This window comes from Gluconobacter sp. Dm-44, from assembly GCF_018256175.1.
In the GTDB taxonomy this organism is placed as follows: Bacteria; Pseudomonadota; Alphaproteobacteria; order Acetobacterales; family Acetobacteraceae; genus Gluconobacter; species Gluconobacter cadivus.
The window spans coordinates 65229-83965 of the sequence record NZ_JAERLZ010000007.1; the positions used below are offsets into that span (position 1 = coordinate 65229).

Below are 18737 nucleotides of genomic sequence, written 5' to 3' on the forward strand. Positions count from 1 at the left end.
CCCGGCATAATTGTCCCATCATGGAGGACAATCCCGCCCCGCCCCCCGTTCCGGATGCCGCGTCCCTGCGTGAGGCCGCGCTGACACATCTCGCCCGCTTCGCCACGACCGAACAGGGGCTGCGTCAGATGCTGGACCGTCGTCTGCGCCGTTGGGGCGTGCGTGCGTCGCATGCCGGTCTGCCGAACGAAGATATCGAATCCGCCATTGCCGCCCTGCGCCCCGCCATCGATGGAATCGTCGCGTCCATGACCGATCTGGGCGCCGTGGACGATGCTGGGTTTGCCCGCAACCGTGCCACCAGCCTGACCCGCACCGGTCGGTCCCGCCGCGCGGTGGAAGCGCATCTCGCCAACAAAGGTGTCGATCAGGAGACGGTCCGCGACGCCCTCAACGACTCGCTGGGCGAACGCTCGGACAGCAGCGCACGGGAAGCCGAACTCGCTGCCGCCCTCGTTCTGGCCCGCAAGCGTCGTCTCGGCCCGTTCCAGCGACCTGACCGCGAAGACGACGATTCTCTCAAGACCCTTGGAGTCTTTGCCCGGAACGGCTTCTCCCGTGATGTCGCGCAAAGCGTGCTCGACATGGACCCTGATGAGGCGGAAGACCGCATCATCGCCTTTCGGAGTCTGTGAGCATGACATCCCGCTTCCTGCCGCTCGGTCTGCTCGTGATGCTCGCGGCCTGTGGCAATCGCTACGAATACAGCCGTGCCAGCTTCAACGGCCCGCTGCAATGTGCGCCCTATGCCCGTGAACGCACCGGCCTGAAACTGAGCGGAAGTGCGGCTTCATGGTGGGGGCAGTCCAGTGGACGCTATGCCCACACCCATACGCCCCGTCCCGGAGAAGTGCTGGTTTTCCGCGCCACGTCCCGGGTTCCCAGCGGCCATGTCTCCATCGTGCGCCGACAGGTTTCAGACCGCACGATCCTCGTCGATCATGCCAACTGGGAGCCCGGCCGCATCGACCACGCCGTCCCCGTGACGGATGTGTCGGCCCGCAATGACTGGACGCTGGTGCGGGTCTGGTGGGCGCCGGTTCATGGTCTGGGAAAGCGCGCTTACCCGACCTATGGCTTCATATCATCGCATGACAGTGACGATGCTTCCTGAGAGGAATGCTTGCACAATCGTCCAAGCCTTGCCACATGATGAGGCCTCGGGTGGATCCCCTCGCTTTTCGGAGTAACACACTATGGGTAGCATGAGCCCCGTTCACTGGCTGATTCTGGCGGTTGTCCTGCTCGTCGTGTTTGGCGGCGGCGGCAAGATCAGCGGCCTGATGGGAGATTTTGCGAAGGGCATCAAGTCTTTCAAGAAGAACATGGCCGACGATGAATCCATGACCGCGTCGGACGCCCCGCAGGCTCCGGGTCATATTTCGCCGCCGAACCAGAACCCCGGCTACAGCCAGACGACCAGCAGCGACACGCACCGCAATCAGGTCTGATGCAGAACCTCAAGGTTGATGAAAGCTGGGGCAATGCCAGCCGCCAGATCGTACGCGCTGGCCAGCGGATGGACCAACGCGGCTGGGTTCCGGCCACAGCGGGGAATCTGTCATGCCGTCTGCCGGATGGTCGGATCGCCATTACGCGCTCCGGCGGCCACAAAGGCTTCCTGACGGACAGCGACGTCATCGAGATCACGCCGGACGGCGTGCCGGTCGATCCCGCCAATCGCGCGAGTGCGGAAACGCTGCTGCACACGCAGCTTTACGCCCATGACCCCGCGATCGGCGCCGTTCTGCATGGCCATTCCGTCGCCGCGACCATCCTTTCGATGGATGAACCGTCCGACGCGATCACACTGGCAGGCTATGAAGTCCTCAAGGTTTTCGAGGGCCAGACAACCCATGACACAAGCCTTGAACTGCCCTTGTTCAACAACGATCAGGATATCGCCCGGCTGGCCACGGTCGTTGCACCAAAGCTTGCGGATATGCGCCTTGGCTATCTTATCCGCGGCCACGGCGTTTATGTCTGGGGCAAGGACATGTTCACGGCCTTGGCCCGTCTCGAAGGGCTTGAGTTCCTGCTTGCCTGCGAACTCGCCCGTCTGCAGAGAAAGGCCTGATCATGAGCCGCCTGACCGTCTATCGCGACGATGCCCCCGACACGATTCTGTTGGACGTCACCACCCCCGGCGAGATCGCGGAAACCCTGCGACCGCACAACATCCGCTTCGACCGCTGGTCGGCGCCCGTCACACCGGCCCCCAACGCTCCGGCGGAAGAGGTTCTGGAGGCCTATCGCCCCTATCTCGACACGCTGATGGGCGAGACGGGCGCAGGAAGTGCCGACGTGGTGCGGATCAACGCGTCCACGCCAAACCTTCCGGAACTCCGGAAAAAATTCCTCTCCGAACACACTCACAGCGAAGACGAAGTTCGCTTCTTCGTGCATGGGCAGGGTGCGTTCGTCCTCCATATCCGCGGGCGCGTCTATTCCGTTTTATGTACCCAAGGGGACCTGATTTCCGTCCCCGCAGGCGTCCCGCACTGGTTCGACGCCGGGCCGAATCCGGACGTGGTGGCCCTGCGCGTCTTCACCGACACGACCGGCTGGATCGCGCAATATACCGGCGATGACATCGCCAACCGCTTCCCCGCTGAAGTTCCCTGAAAGTCTCCCATGATCCGTCTCGTCCTGCTTGATATCGAGGGCACAACCCTGCCGATCTCTTTCGTGCGGGACGTCATGTTCCCCTATGCGGCCAAGGCCCTTCCGGCCCTGATGCAGGACCACACGAACCCGACGGTCGTGGCGGCGCGGGCGGATATCGTCATGGAATATCCGGGACAGGACCCGCTGAAAGTCTGTCAGGACTGGATGAAAGCGGACGTGAAGGCGGCCCCTCTCAAGACGCTTCAGGGCCTGACCTGGCGTCAGGGGTTTGAGGACGGTACCCTTCAGGCTGATCTGTACCCGGATGTCCCGCCCGCCCTGAAAGCATGGTCGAAAGGCGGCCTGCGTCTTGCCGTCTATTCCTCCGGCTCCATCCCGTCGCAGAAACTGCTCTACGGCCATACAGCACAAGGCGATCTGACGCCTCTGTTCGAAGACTTCTTCGATCTTTCAACCGGCGGAAAAAAAGACGCGGCCTCCTACGAAAAGATCACCGCCGCCGTCGGTCTGCCCGCAGACGAAATCCTGTTCCTGTCCGATATCGGCGCAGAGCTGGACGCCGCCCGGACGGTGGGCATGAGCGTCTGCCAACTCGTTCGGGAACAGGACGGCACTGTCCCACATCGGGGTGTCGCGCAGGCTCCCGACCTGAACGCCGTTTCCAGCCAGTTTGGCCTGCCCGTCGCATGATCCTGCACACGGACTGGCGCCATATCCCTGCCTCCGCCCGCAATACGGTGGCAGCGCTTGGCAATTTCGACGGCGTACATCGCGGCCATGTGCATCTCCTCGACACATTGCGGATGGCTCGTCCCGATCATCCGCTGTCAGTCGTTACGTTCGACCCGCACCCCCGTACCCTGTTCCGCCCGCAGGACCCGCCGTTCCGCCTGATGCTGCCGGATGTCCGCGCTTCAGCCCTCGGCGGGCAGGGCGTGGAACATGTCTTTCAGATCCCGTTCGATGCGAAGTTCTCCCGTCTGAGTGCCGACCGGTTCGTGAACGATGTCCTCGTGAACGGCCTCGGCGTGGCGCACGTGGCCTGTGGCGCGGATTTCGCCTTCGGCCATCGCCGACACGGCAATATCGACCGTCTTGAGGCGCTTCTCGCGCCACACGGAATCGGCCTGACCATCGTGCCGCAGCTTGTCGATGAGGGCGGCCCGATCTCCTCCAGCCGCATCCGTCGCCTGTTGCAGGAAGGTTATCCAGAGCGCGCCGCCGAGGAGCTGGGACGTCCCTGGAGCATTACCGGTCCTGTCATGCACGGAGACCAGCGCGGGCGTCTTCTCGGCTTCCCAACCGCCAATATTCCCCTGACCCAGCATCTCGAACCCGCGCGCGGCGTTTATGCTGCCCGCGTTACGCTGCCGGATGGCCGGGTGATCCCCGGCGTTGCCAATATCGGCCGTCGTCCCACGATCAATGATGGTCGGGAAAGCCGTCTTGAAGTCCATCTCTTCGACTTCAACGAAGATTTGTATGGCCAGATCCTCAGCGTCGCCCTGATTGCGCTACTGCGTGAGGAAAAGCGTTTCTCCGGTCTGGACGAACTCAAAGCCCAGATTGCCGCCGACGCCGCGCAGGCCCGCGCCATTCTGGCCAACTGAGTCTTCTTCTCAATCACCTGAACCTCGATGGACCGCGGCCCTTCTCCGTTTTCGGGGAAGGGCTTTTTCTGTATGACATTGTGTGTCATTTCGGTCACTTTCCTAAAGAGAGAATGAGAATCCTTCGCATTCTTGCGGAATCTGTATTGAGAATAATTCTCAATAAATCTTTAAGGACAGCATCAGTTTTCGTTTGCAGGATCGTGATCCGATGTCGTCCAGACTACCTCGCCCTCCTCTGGGCCCGCTCTCTCTGGCCGCTGGTCTGACGTTTGTCTGTACCGCAGCCCATGCCCAGCAGACTGATGCCCGGCATCATCACAAAGCCCGTCGTCAGCCCGTTCCCAAAAATACCGTACTCCCGCCGCAGGCCGCCAAATCCGCAGTCCCGAAGAGTGCAACACCCACTCCGAAAACGGCGGATAACAGCGTCAGCGCCGCCCCCGGTGAAGACGAGCATCTTCAGGTTCTGGGCTCGCCCATGAACATCCTGCACGAGACCATGGGCCTGAGCCGGATGCCGGAAGACGCGCTGCATACGCCGCAGACGATCAACATCGTCCCCCAGCTTCTGATGCAGCAGCAGAACGTCAAATCCCTCGACGAAGCCCTGCGTAACGTGCCGGGCATCACAGCCTCCGTCGGTGAGGGCGAGGGCGGCATGGCGGGCGATCAGTTCCTCATCCGCGGCTTTCAGGCCCAGAACGACATCTACGAGAACGGCCTGCGCGATTTCGGCGTCTATACCCGCGATAGCTTCGATTACGACCATGTCTCGGTCATCAAGGGACCGTCTTCCGAAGTCTTCGGTAATGGCACCACGGGTGGCGCCATCAACATTACCACCAAGGTCGCACATCTCGGCGACAGCTATGGCGGCAGCTTCTCGGGAGGCTCAGCGGACTACTATCGGGGCACGCTCGATTTCAACAAACAAATCGGGGACTCTACGGCCATCCGCATCACCGGCATGGGCAACGAGAACAACACGGTCGGCCGCGACAACGTCTATTCGCACCGCTGGGGTCTCGCGCCGTCGATCGCGTTCGGTCTGGGCAAGCGCACGACGTTTACGCTCGAATATTTCCACCAGACCGACAACCGCGTGCCGGATTATGGCGTGCCGGTCGTGACCAAGCCGGGTACGCGGATTGCGAAGCCTCTGACGGAGTATGGCCTGAACCGCAACAACTGGTACGGCACAACTTACGATCAGGATGCCTCGAACGTGGATATGCTGACAGGCCGCCTGAAATTCGACCTGAACAAGCATATCACGCTGTATGACGACCTGCGCGGCGGCATGTACAGCCGGTATTTCTCCGCTTCACAGCCCGGCTGCGATACAACCTGCGTGGCCAATTATTTTAACAACCCCGAGGCGGCGACCATTAACCGGCGCGGCCATCTGGGCGGCCCGGAGCCCTACCAGCAGGACGACTGGTCCGTGCAGAACGTCTTTTCGGGCGTTGCAAAATTCTCCACAGGCAGCATCCGTCATCAGATCATCGCAGGCGTCGACGTCGCGCATATTTATGACCGGCGCACCAACTACGCCTATAATTTCAATGGCCAGAACGGCACGCGGACCGATACGACAAGCCTGACCAATCCTTCCGCCACACAGCCCGGCCTGCTGCTCGGCACGCTTGGCCAGTATAGCGGTACCCTCGTCAACATTCCCGGTGTCGGCCGTGCGCTCTACAAGACGGGCGATGCCACCGATGTGGGTGCGTTCTTCTCCGAACAGATGTGGCTTCTGCCGGAATTTTCGATCCGTGGTGGCTTCCGCTGGGACCACTGGGACAGCCATTACTCCGCCAACGGTGGAACCACAGGCGCCGGGGTATCGTACGGACAGACGCAGGACACGTTCAACCCGACCGTCAGCCTGATGTACACACCGACCAACGACCTCATGGTCTATTTCAACTGGGCGCAGTCCACCACGCCGCTCGGCCTGTATGTGACGAACAGCTCCGAACCCCTGAAATCCTCGACGCAGGGGTTCAGTCCCGAACGCAGCAGCCTGTACGAACTGGGCGCGAAGTATAACGCGTTCCATGGCCGGATGGGCTTTACGGCTTCCGTGTTCCGTCTGGAGAAGGGCAACGCCCTCATGACCGATCCTTCGACCGGGGATGTGTCGTCTTCCAGCGACCGCCAGCGGAACCAGGGTGTCGAACTCAGCGTCTCGGGCGAGATTCTGAAGAACTGGACGATGATCGGCACTTACGCCTACTACGACGCTACAACCGTCTGGTCCCAGACGGCGGCCGATCTTGGCAAGCGCATCCAGTACGCCCCGAAAAACTCGGCCACGATCTGGTCCACCTATACGATCGCGCCCAATCGCCCGTGGAATGTCACGTTCGGCGGTGGCCTGACATGGCGTGATGGCGTGTATCTGAATGCCGCCAATACGGGCTGGGTGCCTGCGACCATGGAGTGGGATGCCGTCATCTCGCATAATTTCGGCAAGCACTGGCGCGTGGCCATGAACGGCTACAACCTCGATAACCGCCTGAACTACAGCAACCTGTTCAGCGACCGCGCCACCCCGTCCGTCGGCCGCTCTTTCCTCTTCAATCTTTCGGCGAATTACTGAACCGAAACAGCCTCGCCTGAAGGAGAAATTCCCATCTCCCTCAGGCGCTCGCGGACCCGCCCCAGCAGGTCCGCATCGCCCTGCGGCCCCAGCGCCGTGAGCTTCTGGTCCATCGCCAGCAGGATGTCGGACGTCGCATCCACAACAGCCTGACGCCACCAGCCCAGCGCCTCTTCGACCTTCCCGGCATCCACGAGCGCCGTCGCGTAATTATGCTGCCCCCGATAATCGCCGCCCTCGGCCGATTTCCGGTACCAGTCCAGCGCCGCTATCCGATCTTGGGGCACAACCCAGCCTTCCTCCAGAAACCGCGCATAGAGGTTCATGGATTTCGCATGACCGTGACCAGCGGCCGTGCGGAACAGATCGAGCGCCCGCGCGAGATCCGCCTCCATGCCGATCCCGCGCATGGTGAGGATGCCCAGATTATACCGGCCCCATTCGTCGCCCGCTGCGGCGGCCGCTGCGTAACATTGTGCCGCCTGTTGCAGATCCTTCTCACAGCCCCAGCCGAACTGGAAACACCGCCCGCGCATGTTGTGCCCCGGCCCGAACCCGGCACTGGCCGCAATCGTGAACCACTCCAGCGCCCCTGCCGGATCATGCGGAACATGCACGCTGTCCAGCAGCACCTGCCCCCACTGCACGATCTGAAGATGCTGACCCTTCAGCGCACCCTGCCGGATCTCCTCGATCTGCGGCGGCAGCACAGGAGCCTCAGGACGACGGGGGCGGGATTTGCGGCCCAGAAATTTCCGAACGATCCGCTTCATCAGAGTGCCGGCACGATCTGCTGGACCGTGAACCCGTCCTTCCGCAGAAGGGCAGGCAGTCCTTTCGGCCCTGCCATATGAAGGGAGCCCACCGCCACGAACAGCGAGGTTCCGTTTTCATGGATCTTCGCAATTTTCGCAGCCATGCCGACATTCCGATCGTCCAGAAGCCGCGACATGAAGCGCCGTTCCTGCGCGGTGTTCAGACAGTCACACCAATCCCGGTACGCATCCAGCCGCTTCACGTCACTGGACGCCCACATTTCCGCAAGCCGCCGGTTTTCGGCCTGTGTCTTGCCCGATGACACGCCTTTGACGATGTCGTCGATGAACGCATCTTCATCTGCCTGATCCGGCCCGATCAGCAGGTCACGCTGCATCTGCACCGTCTCCAAGCCGATCAGCGGTTTTTTCAGACTGCCTGCCATGCCCTGAAGCACGGCATCCACAGCATAGTCGGGATAATATCCATCCCCGCGCGCCGAAAGTGCCTCGACGCCCGCTGCTTCGACGCCCACAGCCACATGGGCGAACGCCGCACTCGGCACACATTGCTGATCCATAAGCGCATCCACCTTCGCCTTGCGTCCGGACTGCACGAGATGCGCCCAGCGCGCTGCATCTTCAGGCTGACGCAGGCTGGTCGCGGTGTCGGGCGCGTTCAGATCAAGCTCCAGTGCGACCTCGCTGCTGTGCAGGATCGCAGCCCGCGTCAGCGGACCGGGCATCAGCCAGTCCTGCTTTGCCACATGCAGCGTTCCGTACAGCCAGGACGAATGCCCGTCCTTCGTCACTTTCCACAAAAAGCCCCGGTCCGGAGCCGTCCTGAACATCTGCCCCATCCGGGCCTTATCCGGCACACTCGCCGCCGCCGGACAACGGGGTGCCTGCGCGAAGGCTCCCGTGCAGAAAACCAGCACAAGCCCTGCAACAGACTGGAAAAGACGATGTGACCGCACGGATCTGCCTTCTGAAAAAAGCGTTATATCCTACATCATCCGCCAGTCCCGCTGTCCCGGCAACCCGCTTTGAGACGGCTCTGCATTGCTGTCGCCCTCAACCCTGGACTTGACCGGATTGGCTCTCGATCTCCATATGGTCCCCCTTAGTGTGAATGACCGAAACTGGCCCGTCCCCCATGTCCGATAAGACTCCCGATCCTTCCGTCGCCGCATTCAAGGAACAGCAGGACCGCTACCGCGACACTGTGTTCCTTCCCCGCACCGGTTTTCCGATGCGCGGCGGCCTGCCCAAGCGCGAGCCCGAAACGCTCGCCCGCTGGGCCGCGATGGGTCTGGACGACAGGATCCGCGAAGCCGGGAAGGGACGTCCCGTCTTCACGCTTCACGACGGCCCGCCCTACGCCAACGGTCATATTCACATCGGACACGCCCTGAACAAGGTGATGAAGGACGTGGTCAACCGCGCCCATCGTATGGCGGGCTACGAGGTCCGCTATCTTCCGGGCTGGGACTGTCACGGCCTGCCGATCGAATGGCGGATCGAAGAACAGTACCGCAAGGCGGGCAAGGACAAGGATCAGGTGCCGCTGCTCCAGTTCCGTGCCGAGTGCCGCCAGTACGCCGCCGAATGGGTCCAGAAACAGGCCGAAGACTTCAAGCGCATCGGCGTACAGGCCGAATGGGCCAACCGCTATGTGACGATGGACTTCACCTCCGAAGCCAAGATCGTCGATGAAATCGGCAAGTTCCTGCTTAACGGCAGCCTCTATCGCGGCCTACGCCCCGTCATGTGGAGCCCGGTCGAGAAGACCGCCCTGGCCGAAGCCGAGATTGAATATCACGACATCGACTCCACCACGATCTTCGTGGCCTTCCCGGTCATCAAAGACCCGACCCCCGCCCATGCTCTCGCAGGCGTGTCCGCTGTCATCTGGACGACCACGCCCTGGACCATCCCGGCCAACCGCGCGCTCGCCTATGGCCCGGACATCACCTATGTCGTCCTGCGCATCGACGAGACGAACGAAAACAGCATCGTCCCACAGGGCGCGAAGCTGCTGGTGGCCGAAGACCGCGTGGAAGCCTTCTGCACGGAAGCGGGCATCACCGCCCATCACACGCTCTACACCCTTCCGGGCACGGCCCTCGAAGGCGCGGTCTGTGCCCATCCGCTGCGTGGCCGTGGGTATGAATATGACGTGCCGATGCTACCGGGCGAGTTCGTCACGACCGATGCTGGTACGGGCCTCGTCCACATGGCGCCGTCGCATGGTCAGGACGACTTTGCACTCTGCCGCCAGTACGGCATCGAAGTCCCCGAACTGGTGGAAGACGACGGGCGTTACGCGCCGTGGGTTCCGCATCTGGCCGGCATCCATGTTTTCAAGGCTGCCGATCCGGTTTGCGACCTGCTGACGGAAGCCCGCCAGTCCGCCGAACATGACGATGCGGCCGCCACCGGCCTCATGGCCCGCGGCTCGGTCCGCCATTCCTATCCGCATTCCTGGCGCTCCAGAGCCCCGATCATTTTTCGCGCCACGCCGCAATGGTTCATCGCGATGGATGGCGAGACGAAGCTGCGCGAAAAATCCCTGAGCGCGCTGGACAACGTCACCTTCGTCCCCGAAGCGGCCCGCCGCCGTCTCACGTCGATGATCGAACAGCGTCCGGACTGGTGCATCTCCCGCCAGCGCGCCTGGGGCGTGCCGATCGCGGTCTTCGTCGAGAAACGCACCGGCGAGGTCCTGCGCGATGCCGCCGTCATGCAGCGCATCGTCAACACCTTCCGCGAGAAGGGGGCCGATGTCTGGTATGAAGCCGACCCGGCCGTGTTCCTTGGCGCTGACCGCAATCCAGCCGATTATGAACAGGTCTTCGACATCGTGGATGTCTGGTTCGAAAGCGGCTCGTCCCATCGCTTCGATCTGGGGCAGGAGGGGCTGAACTTCCCCGCCGATGTCTATCTCGAAGGCTCGGACCAGCATCGCGGCTGGTTCCAGTCCTCCCTGCTGGAAAGCGTCGGCACAATGGGTGTCGCGCCCTACAAGGCCCTCGTGACCAACGGCTTCGTCATGGACGAGCAGGGCCGCAAGATGTCCAAGTCTCTGGGCAATGTCGTGGCCCCGTCTGACGTGACCGACAGCCTCGGCGCGGACATCCTGCGTCTGTGGGTCCTGAACTCCGACACGAACGAAGACCTTCGCATCGGGCAGGAAATCCTCAAGCAGCAGGGCGAACTTTACCGCCGCCTGCGCAACACCCTGCGCTGGCTCCTCGGCGCGCTCGATGGCTTCACGGCCGAAGAGGCTGTTCCTTACGCCGATCTGCCGCCGCTGGAGCAGTATATCCTGCACCGCCTGTCCGAACTGCGCGGCCTGATCTCCAGCGCGGTCGAGACGCATCAGTGGGTGGGCGTCTATCCGGCTCTGCACGGGTTCTGCACTACCGATCTTTCGGCGTTCTATTTCGACATCCGCAAGGACGCGATCTACTGCGACGCTAAATCCGATCCGACGCGCCGCGCGGCCCGCACGGTTCTGGACGTCCTGCACCGCGCGCTCTGCACTTGGCTGGCCCCTGTTCTCGTCTTCACGGCGGAAGAAGCCTGGCAGGCCCGTTTCGGCGAGAACGACAGCGTGCATCTTGCGCAGTTCTTCGAACCGGACGTCGAATGGAACGACCCCGAACTCGGCAACCGCTGGGAAGACATCCGCGCCTATCGCCGCCTCGTCACGACCGAGCTGGAAACGGCCCGCCGTGACGGCACGATCGGCTCCTCGCTCGAAGCCAGCGTCACGCTGCCGCTGTCGCAGGAAGAAGCCGGAATTCTGGGCGGTCTCGACTGGGCCGAACTTCTCATCACGTCCCATGCCGAAACCGAGCTGCTGCCGGGCGACACGGCCCATGGCGGCCCGCAGGTCGAGCGTGCGCCGGGCCATAAATGCGCCCGCTGCTGGAAAGTCCTGCCCGAAGTTGGTGAAGACGCCGAACATCCTGCCCTGTGCCGCCGTTGCATCGATGTGGTGAGCGCCTGATGTCCCTGTGGCATGACGGCATGAGCCGTACAGGGCGTATGGTTCTGGGCTTCGCCCTGCTGGTTCTGGTTCTCGTTCTGGATCAGGCCAGCAAGGACTGGATTCTGTACACCTATCACCTGCCGGATCGTGGTTCGGTCGAGATCCTGCCGTTCCTGAACTTCACGATGGTCTGGAACCACGCCGTGACCTTCGGCATGTTCGGCGGCCTCGGCAGCCGTGGGCCGTGGATTTTCTGCGCGGTCTCGCTGATTGCGGTGGGGCTTCTGGTCTGGACCCTGACGCGGACGAAGCGCACGCTGGTTGCGGCGTCCTGTGGGGCGATCGCCGGGGGCGCCATCGGCAATGTCATCGACCGCCTGCGCTATGGCGCGGTCGTGGATTTCCTGCACGCCCATGCGTTCGGCTGGTCATGGTATGTCTTCAACGTTGCGGATTCCGGGATCGTCTGTGGCGTCATTGTCTGGCTGATCGACTCCCTTCTTGCCGAACGTCAGGCCGCCAGAGCGTCGAACGCGAAGTGATACGCTGGCGGAACTTGTTTCCACGCTCCGCTCCGGCCTTGCTCCCGCGCCGCGCGGACTGTAGGAGTGTTCCAATCATGATCGCGTCCCAGGGGCCCTCCATGCGTCGTAACCGTCTTTTCGTTGCCCGTCTCAGTGTCCAGATGGGTGCCATGGCTTCCGTCGGCCTGCTGCTTTCGGGCTGCTCGGGCGCCGATGTCTCCCGCGCGATCGGTCTCGAACGGGCCATGCCCGATGAGTACACCGTCACAACCCGCGCCCCGCTCTCCATGCCGCCTTCCGAGCAAATGCAGCTCCCCGGCGCGGCGGATGCCCATCGCCCGGATGAAAGCCCGCGGATGCAGGCGCTCGAAACGCTCTCGCCGGACACGGCCCTGCATCCGGACTCCGGTAAAGGCAGCACGGGGCAGACCGCACTGGTCGGACAGGTGGACAAGTCCGCCAATGCGCCGAACAACGCCGAACTCGGCGCGGCCGATGCGGGTTTTGTGGACAACCTGATGTTCTGGAAAGGCGGCAATGCCGGATCCGTCGTCGATGGTGACGGCGAAAACCGTCGCATTCGCGAGAATTCGGCTCTGGGCCGCAACCCCGCAACGGGCGCCACCCCGACGGTCCGTAAGAAGAAAGCCTTTCTCGGCGTTCTCTGAGTATGCCCGTTCCTTCCGCTCCCTGACGGAGCAGAAGGAACGGCCCTGTCTGCCGTCCGGCTCCTGCCCGGACGATGAGGAGGCATCGTGACCGAGGCCCCGTCCTTTCCCCACCCCCCAAGCCGTCCCACAATCCGTCGTCTGTCCGGCCACGTCATCGACCTGATCGCGGCGGGCGAGGTCATTGAACGTCCTGCCGCTGCGCTGAAGGAACTGGTCGAAAACGCCATTGATTCCGGCGCAACCCGCATTGTGGTCGCGCTGCGTGCAGGCGGGACGGACCGGATTGACGTTACGGATAATGGCTGCGGCATGAGCCCGGTCGAACTGGAACTGGCTGTCGAGCGGCATTGCACGTCCAAACTTCAGGACGACCATCTCGTCCAGATCCGCACGCTCGGGTTCCGGGGGGAGGCGCTGCCCTCCATCGGCGCCAGCGCGCGCCTCTCCATCACGTCCCGTACGCCAGAGTCTGACACCGCCTGGTGCATCCGCGTTGATGGCGGTGTCATCACCCCGCCACAGCCCGCCTCCGGCCCGGTCGGCACGCGCATTGTCGTAACGGACCTGTTCTTCGCCACCCCGGCGCGACGCAAGTTTCTTAAGAGCGCGCGTGTTGAGAGCGGGCATGCCGAGTCCGTCATGCGGCGGCTGGCCCTGTCCGCGCCCCATTGCGCCATGCGTGTCCTGCTGGACGACAAGGTCCTGTTCGACCTGCCCGAACAGAGCCCGATCAGTCGTGCGGCGTCCATCCTTGAGACCACGCCCGATACGCTGATCCCGCTCGACGAGCAGCGCGGGGCCGTGCGTCTGTCGGGGTTCGCCTGTGGTCCGGCCCGCACTCGCGCCACCGGATCGGGTCAGTTCATTCTGGTCAACAACCGCCCGGTGACGGACCCCATGCTCCGGACCGCCATTCGCGTGGCCTATCGTCCCGTCATCGAGCGCGGGCGCTTCCCGGTCATGGCGCTGCATCTGAAAGTACCGCTGGAACGGCTGGATGTGAACGTCCATCCCGCCAAGACGGAACTGCGTTTCGCCGACGAAGCCGAAATCCGCTCTCTCGTGATCGGCGGTCTGGGCAGGGCGCTCGGGCATGGCTCGAAGGGCGGAGGCGGCATTCATGCGAGTTTCGCCCCGCGGCCTTCCATCGTCTATCCGCCCCGCCCGCCGGAACCCCGTGAGGCGGTGACGTCGCTCCCGTTACAGACCATTCTGCCCACGGCCTCAGCGCCCCAAACCCCGCAAGCCGCCTCCCGTCAGGGGTTCGCAGAAACGGACCCGGCTTTCGCTCCTGTCGCCCGCGCTCCGCAGCAGCCCGAGGCGCTCGATCCGGCATTTCCGCTCGGCGCGTCCATCGCGCAGGTTTTTGACACCTACATTCTCGCGCTCGCACCCGATGGCGATCTGATCCTCGTGGACCAGCATGCGGCTCATGAGCGCCTGACCCATGAGCGCCTGCGCGAACAATATGCGAGCGGCGGCACCTTGCGCGCCCAAGCCCTGCTCCTGCCCGAAGTGGTGGACCTGCCCCGCCGTGAGGCCGAGGCCCTCATGGCGCGGGCGGAGGATCTCGCCAAACTCGGGATCGACCTCGAATCCTTCGGTCCCGGCAGTGTTATACTGCGCTCGGTCCCTGCGCTTCTGGGCGCGAAGGACATTCAGGGCCTCCTGAAAGACGTTGCCGACGAACTGGCCGGCGATCCGGATCTGGATGCCGCCAGTACGGGAAGTTTTGCCCATCATCTGGACGCCATTCTCGCTCGGATGGCCTGTCATGGCAGTATTCGTGCAGGTCGTCGGCTCAAGCCCGAAGAAATGGATGCCCTGCTGCGGGAGATGGAACGGACACCGCGTGCCAATACCTGTTCGCATGGACGGCCGACATGGCTTCGATTGACACGACGGGAACTTGAACGTCTCTTTGGACGCGTAAAATAACACGCAGGGTTGAAGAGTGGTTTCTTGCAGCCCCATGTTAGGACCAGCGGCGATCACGTTGCCGGCAGGAAAGACAAGAGAATGTCAGCGTCAGTACAAGGCAGTTCCGAGGCAACTGATGCCTCGCTCATCCACTCCCTCCGCGCCATTCTCGGAGCGCGACATGTCCTGACGACCCCTTCGGCGACTTATCGCTTCCGCAAGGGGTTCCGTTTCGGCATGGGAGACGTAGTGGCGGTGCTTCAGCCGGGCAGCCTTGTTGAACTGTGGCGTGCCGCGAAGCTCTGTGCCGAGTCCGGCCGGATCATCATCATGCAGGCCGCTAATACGGGCCTGACCGGTGGTTCCACCCCTGACGGCAACGACTACGACCGTGGTGTTGTCATCATCAACACGAACCGTCTGGACGGCATCCACCTGATCGGCGAGGGGCGGCAGGTCGTGTGTCTGCCCGGCTCCACCCTGCATGATCTGGAAGATAAACTTGCTGCCATTGGCCGCGAACCGCATTCCGTAATCGGCTCGTCCTGTATCGGTGCCTCGGTTCTGGGCGGTGTCAGCAACAATTCCGGCGGCGCGCTGGTCCAGCGCGGCCCCGCCTTCACGGAAATGGCGCTGTTCGGCCAGATGGGCGCGGACGGCAAACTGCATCTCGTCAACCATCTCGGCATCCGTCTGGACGGCAATCCGGAACAGATCCTCGCCGCCGTGCAGGCGGGGCAGCTTCCCGAAACCGCCATCGACTGGAACGCCGGACGCGGTCACGACGAAAATTACGCCACCCATGTCCGGGACGTGGATGCCGATACGCCCGCTCGGTTCAATGCCGATCCCAACCGCTGGTATGAAGCTGCGGGATGTGCGGGCAAGCTGGTCGTGTTCGCGGTGCGTCTGGATACGTTCGAGGCGAACAAAAATCCGGCTGTGTTCTATATCGGGACGAACAGCACGTCCGATCTTGAAGACCTCCGCCGTCACGCCCTGACCCATTTTGATGAACTGCCGATCGCCGGTGAGTATCTGCATCGCGATGCGTTCGATATTGCCGAGAAATACGGCAAGGACACGTTTGCGGTCATCCGCTATTTCGGCACGAAATACCTGCCGAAATTCTTTTCCATGAAGTCCCGTTTCGACGTTTTCGCTCAGAAAGTGCCGTTCCTGTCCGATCATTTCAGCGATCTGGCGATGCAGTTCCTCAGCCGCTTTCTGCCGAAGCAGCTCCCCAAGCGCATGAGCGACTACCGCGACCGTTTCGAGCATCACCTGATGCTCAAGGTCTCGGCCCCCATGACCGCGCCTGTTCGGACCTATCTGGAACAGTGGGCCTCAAGCACGGGCGGGGCTTTCTTCGAATGTACGCCCGAAGAGGGCAAGCTCGCCTTCCTGCACCGCTTTGCCGCGGCCGGTGCTGCCGTGCGTTACCGCGCAATCCATACGAAAACCGCCGAAGACATCGTGGCGCTCGACGTCGCCCTGCGCCGTAATGATCGTGAGTGGTTCGAGGTTCTGCCGAAGGAGATCGAAGACAAGATTATCGTCAAACTCTATTACGGCCACTTCTTCTGCCATGTGATGCACCAGGATTACGTGATCAAAAAGGGCTACAACGCCATGCAGGTGGAGCACGACATGCTCCCCGGACTGGACGCCCGTGGCGCGCGCTATCCGGCGGAACACAATGTCGGACATCTTTACAAGGCGCCGGACGAGATGGTCGCCCATTACCGCAGCCTCGATCCGTGCAACTGCTTCAATCCGGGCATTGGCCTTGCGACAAAGACCCGGAACTGGGTTGCCGAGAGCGTCTGACGCTCTCGGTTCTGTTGCGGCCCGACCCTTGTTAGAATGCGGCGGTCAGGTTCATGTTGAAAGACCGCCCCATTCCCGGCAACGCCCCTAGCATACCCGTAGCGTCGTAATCCCCCAGCGAGAGGCCGCCCAGCGGCAGATAATATCGCTGATTCAGCACGTTCGCGAGTTCGGCATTGAGCGTGAAATACCGCCAGCGATAGCTTCCCCCAAGCCCCAGAAGCGCATAGCCGGGCGTACGCGGCTCATTGCGCAGCCAGTCCACGGTGTCCTTGGATTTCACGAGCGTCACCTCGACGCGGCCTGTCCAGTTCTCATAGGTCTCGTGCAGCCCGATCAGGCCGTTCGCCGGCATCTGGTGATACAGGCCCGAATGCGTGACCAGATCCACACCGCGCACCCAGTTGATGTTCCCGACCAGCTCGCCCCGTCCATAAGCCGTCCTGTCCCACAGACGCACTGAGCCTGAGGCGTTGATGCCATAGCTCTGGGCGTTGTGATTGACGAAACCCAGCATCGACAGTCCGTTGGAGAAGCTGCTCAGACGCCGGACGTTAATGTAGTTGTGCGTGTAGGTATAAAACGGCTGGATCTTCAGGTCCCAGCGCTGGGTCGGGTTCGGGTCATGCCAGTCCACCGTCACGCTGGCCGTATTGGCGACCTCGGGAGACAGGTTCAGGTTTCCCACATAACCGTTGCCATCGCCAAACCAGCCGATCATCCGCGTCGCCATGCTCCCCATGCCCCAGGCATAACGTTCATAGAGGTTTGGCGAGCGCGTCTTGCGGGCATAGCCGCCTTCGATGGACAGGCTGTCCAGCGGCTTCCAGCGTCCTGTTGCGGTCACGTCGAAATTGACGTCCGTGCGCCCGCGTGACGCCTGGTTGAACCGCTCCGCCGCCATCGCATCGGCCATGGACATCATCCCGGTCCAGGAATAGGGCGCGACCTTGCCCGTATTCATCATCACCAGATCGTTGCGAAATCCGAGCTGTGTGGAAAAACGGGGCAGCCACTGCGCGTCCCATTCCGCGAAATGACCCAGCCGATCCCGATGGCCGTTATTGATGTTGTGATAGGTGCCCGGCCCCATCATCATGCTGCCCTGAAGTGGCGGCCACCAGTCGTTCAGTCCGTTATGGTCGAAGGAGCTGCCCAGCTTGAGCGTGTGCTTCAGCCCGAGCGGAATGGTCGCCTTGATCGCATAGGTCGCCGTCCGCGCATCTGTATTCATCGGCATACCCGTGGTCGCACTGTGACCGCCCTTGTCCGAAAGCATGTCCATGACATGCGTCACCCGCTGCCAGGAGCCGCGCACATCGAGTGTGCCCCAGTTGAAGTCGCCCTTGTACTTGCCGTTCACGAAGGTGGAGCGGTTGTTGGTCATGTCCATGTACTGGTTGGGAAAACCCTCATAGGGGATGTCCTGCTGACCGAAGGTCAGGGCCAGAAGATGGTTGGCCTTTTTCACGCCCAGCGTCACGGCATGGTTGAAGCTCAGATACTCGGTGGACCGCACGCGCTGCCCGCTCCCGCCTGCCTGATAGTCGCTGGCATGGGAATAGGACGCGGTATAGCGCAGGCTGAACATGTCATTGGCGACCGTCAAAGACCCCGAGGCCCCCGAACCGCCGCCATTGCTGCGATAATCCCCCCGCACATGCCCCGTCACGAGGATATTGCCCGTTTTGGCAAAGAGCGGGTCTTTGCGCTCGATCTCGACGGTCCCGCCGATGCTGTCCCCGCCCAGACTTACGGGCGTGATCCCCGCAATGGCCACGGCCCGCGAAACGCTGTCGGGATCGACATAGGACATGGCGGGATTCATATGGTTCGGACAGGCAGCATCAATCCGCATCCCATCCACGAGCGTCGCCACCCGGTCGTCTGCCATACCGTTCAGGACGGGCAGGGCGGAAACGCCGCCCGCGGAATAGGTGCTGTAACCGAGCGCATGGTCCAGAAGGTGCGCCGTATCTGCGCTGGTCGTCTGGGGCTGGTGTACGCCGATGACACGCAACTGTTCCGCCTTGGCGGACTCTACGGAGTCCGGCTGGACATCCTGTGCGGACGCTGCTGAAAAGGTACTCAGGGTAAAGAGAATGGCCGTCAGACACGGGCGCGCATAACCTGCGCCCGTGCGGGTCCTGTAATGGGGGAGCATGATCCACATCCTCGACTGATCTGAAATCCA

16 protein-coding genes are annotated in these 18737 nt (G+C 62.4%); 13 read left to right on the top strand and 3 right to left on the bottom strand.

Features of this window, described 5'->3' with window-relative positions:
- The first annotated feature begins 20 nt into the window (after positions 1–20).
- The 8 genes from JK213_RS09810 to JK213_RS09845 all read left to right on the top strand — a co-directional run bounded on the left by JK213_RS09810 (position 21) and on the right by JK213_RS09845 (position 6846).
- Positions 21–635 carry a regulatory protein RecX gene (locus tag JK213_RS09810; RefSeq protein ID WP_194262773.1) on the top strand — a complete coding sequence of 205 codons (615 nt, stop codon included), beginning with the start codon at positions 21–23 and terminating at the stop codon, positions 633–635.
- Positions 636–637: 2 nt separating this feature from the next.
- Entirely contained in the window at positions 638–1114 is a 477-nt protein-coding gene (locus JK213_RS09815; RefSeq protein WP_153430703.1) for a CHAP domain-containing protein, read from the top strand.
- A gap of 82 nt (positions 1115–1196) precedes the next feature.
- Positions 1197–1451 (top strand): twin-arginine translocase TatA/TatE family subunit, encoded by a 255-nt coding sequence (locus JK213_RS09820; protein ID WP_194262774.1) that lies wholly within the window; start codon positions 1197–1199, stop codon positions 1449–1451.
- Positions 1451–2077, top strand: coding sequence for a methylthioribulose 1-phosphate dehydratase (locus JK213_RS09825; protein ID WP_194262775.1), 627 nt, complete (start codon positions 1451–1453; stop codon positions 2075–2077). Before JK213_RS09820 ends, JK213_RS09825 begins: the two co-directional genes overlap by 1 nt.
- Before the next feature lie 2 nt (positions 2078–2079).
- Positions 2080–2625, top strand: a complete 546-nt coding sequence (locus JK213_RS09830; RefSeq protein ID WP_194262776.1) for an acireductone dioxygenase — start codon at positions 2080–2082, stop codon at positions 2623–2625.
- A gap of 9 nt (positions 2626–2634) precedes the next feature.
- Positions 2635–3318, top strand: a complete 684-nt coding sequence (mtnC, locus tag JK213_RS09835; protein ID WP_194262777.1) for an acireductone synthase — start codon at positions 2635–2637, stop codon at positions 3316–3318.
- Positions 3315–4238, top strand: coding sequence for a bifunctional riboflavin kinase/FAD synthetase (locus JK213_RS09840; RefSeq protein ID WP_194262778.1), 924 nt, complete (start codon positions 3315–3317; stop codon positions 4236–4238). The genes mtnC and JK213_RS09840 overlap by 4 nt, the downstream gene beginning before the upstream one ends.
- A 211-nt stretch (positions 4239–4449) precedes the next feature.
- On the top strand, positions 4450–6846 hold the full coding sequence (locus JK213_RS09845; protein ID WP_194262779.1) for a TonB-dependent siderophore receptor: 2397 nt from the start codon (positions 4450–4452) through the stop codon (positions 6844–6846).
- Here JK213_RS09845 and JK213_RS09850 read toward each other — a convergent pair.
- Both JK213_RS09850 and JK213_RS09855 read right to left on the bottom strand, forming a co-directional pair.
- Positions 6840–7619 (bottom strand): tetratricopeptide repeat protein, encoded by a 780-nt coding sequence (locus JK213_RS09850; protein ID WP_194262780.1) that lies wholly within the window; start codon positions 7617–7619, stop codon positions 6840–6842. The genes JK213_RS09845 and JK213_RS09850 overlap by 7 nt on opposite strands.
- A complete protein-coding gene (locus tag JK213_RS09855) occupies positions 7619–8578 on the bottom strand; it encodes a TraB/GumN family protein (protein WP_322783051.1) in 960 nt (319 codons plus the stop codon). The genes JK213_RS09850 and JK213_RS09855 overlap by 1 nt, the downstream gene beginning before the upstream one ends.
- A gap of 179 nt (positions 8579–8757) precedes the next feature.
- Between JK213_RS09855 and ileS the strand changes: the two genes are divergently transcribed.
- From ileS to dld, 5 genes are all read left to right on the top strand, one after another.
- Positions 8758–11616: an isoleucine--tRNA ligase gene (gene ileS, locus JK213_RS09860; protein WP_194262781.1), complete on the top strand. Its 2859-nt coding sequence runs from the start codon at positions 8758–8760 to the stop codon at positions 11614–11616.
- On the top strand, positions 11616–12140 hold the full coding sequence (gene lspA / locus JK213_RS09865; protein ID WP_194262782.1) for a signal peptidase II: 525 nt from the start codon (positions 11616–11618) through the stop codon (positions 12138–12140). The genes ileS and lspA overlap by 1 nt, the downstream gene beginning before the upstream one ends.
- 77 nt (positions 12141–12217) lie before the next feature.
- A complete protein-coding gene (locus tag JK213_RS09870; protein ID WP_062030712.1) occupies positions 12218–12790 on the top strand; it encodes a DUF3035 domain-containing protein in 573 nt (190 codons plus the stop codon).
- Positions 12791–12877: 87 nt separating this feature from the next.
- Complete coding sequence (gene mutL / locus JK213_RS09875; protein ID WP_194262783.1) at positions 12878–14731, top strand: DNA mismatch repair endonuclease MutL; 1854 nt, start codon at positions 12878–12880, stop codon at positions 14729–14731.
- Positions 14732–14812: 81 nt separating this feature from the next.
- The gene (gene dld, locus JK213_RS09880) at positions 14813–16543 is read left to right on the top strand and encodes a D-lactate dehydrogenase (protein WP_194262784.1); all 1731 of its coding nucleotides are present in this window, start codon (positions 14813–14815) and stop codon (positions 16541–16543) included.
- 31 nt (positions 16544–16574) lie between these two features.
- On the opposite strand, the gene JK213_RS09885 is transcribed toward dld, so the two are convergent.
- Positions 16575–18707, bottom strand: a complete 2133-nt coding sequence (locus JK213_RS09885) for a TonB-dependent receptor (protein ID WP_194262785.1) — start codon at positions 18705–18707, stop codon at positions 16575–16577.
- Positions 18708–18737 lie beyond the last annotated feature (30 nt).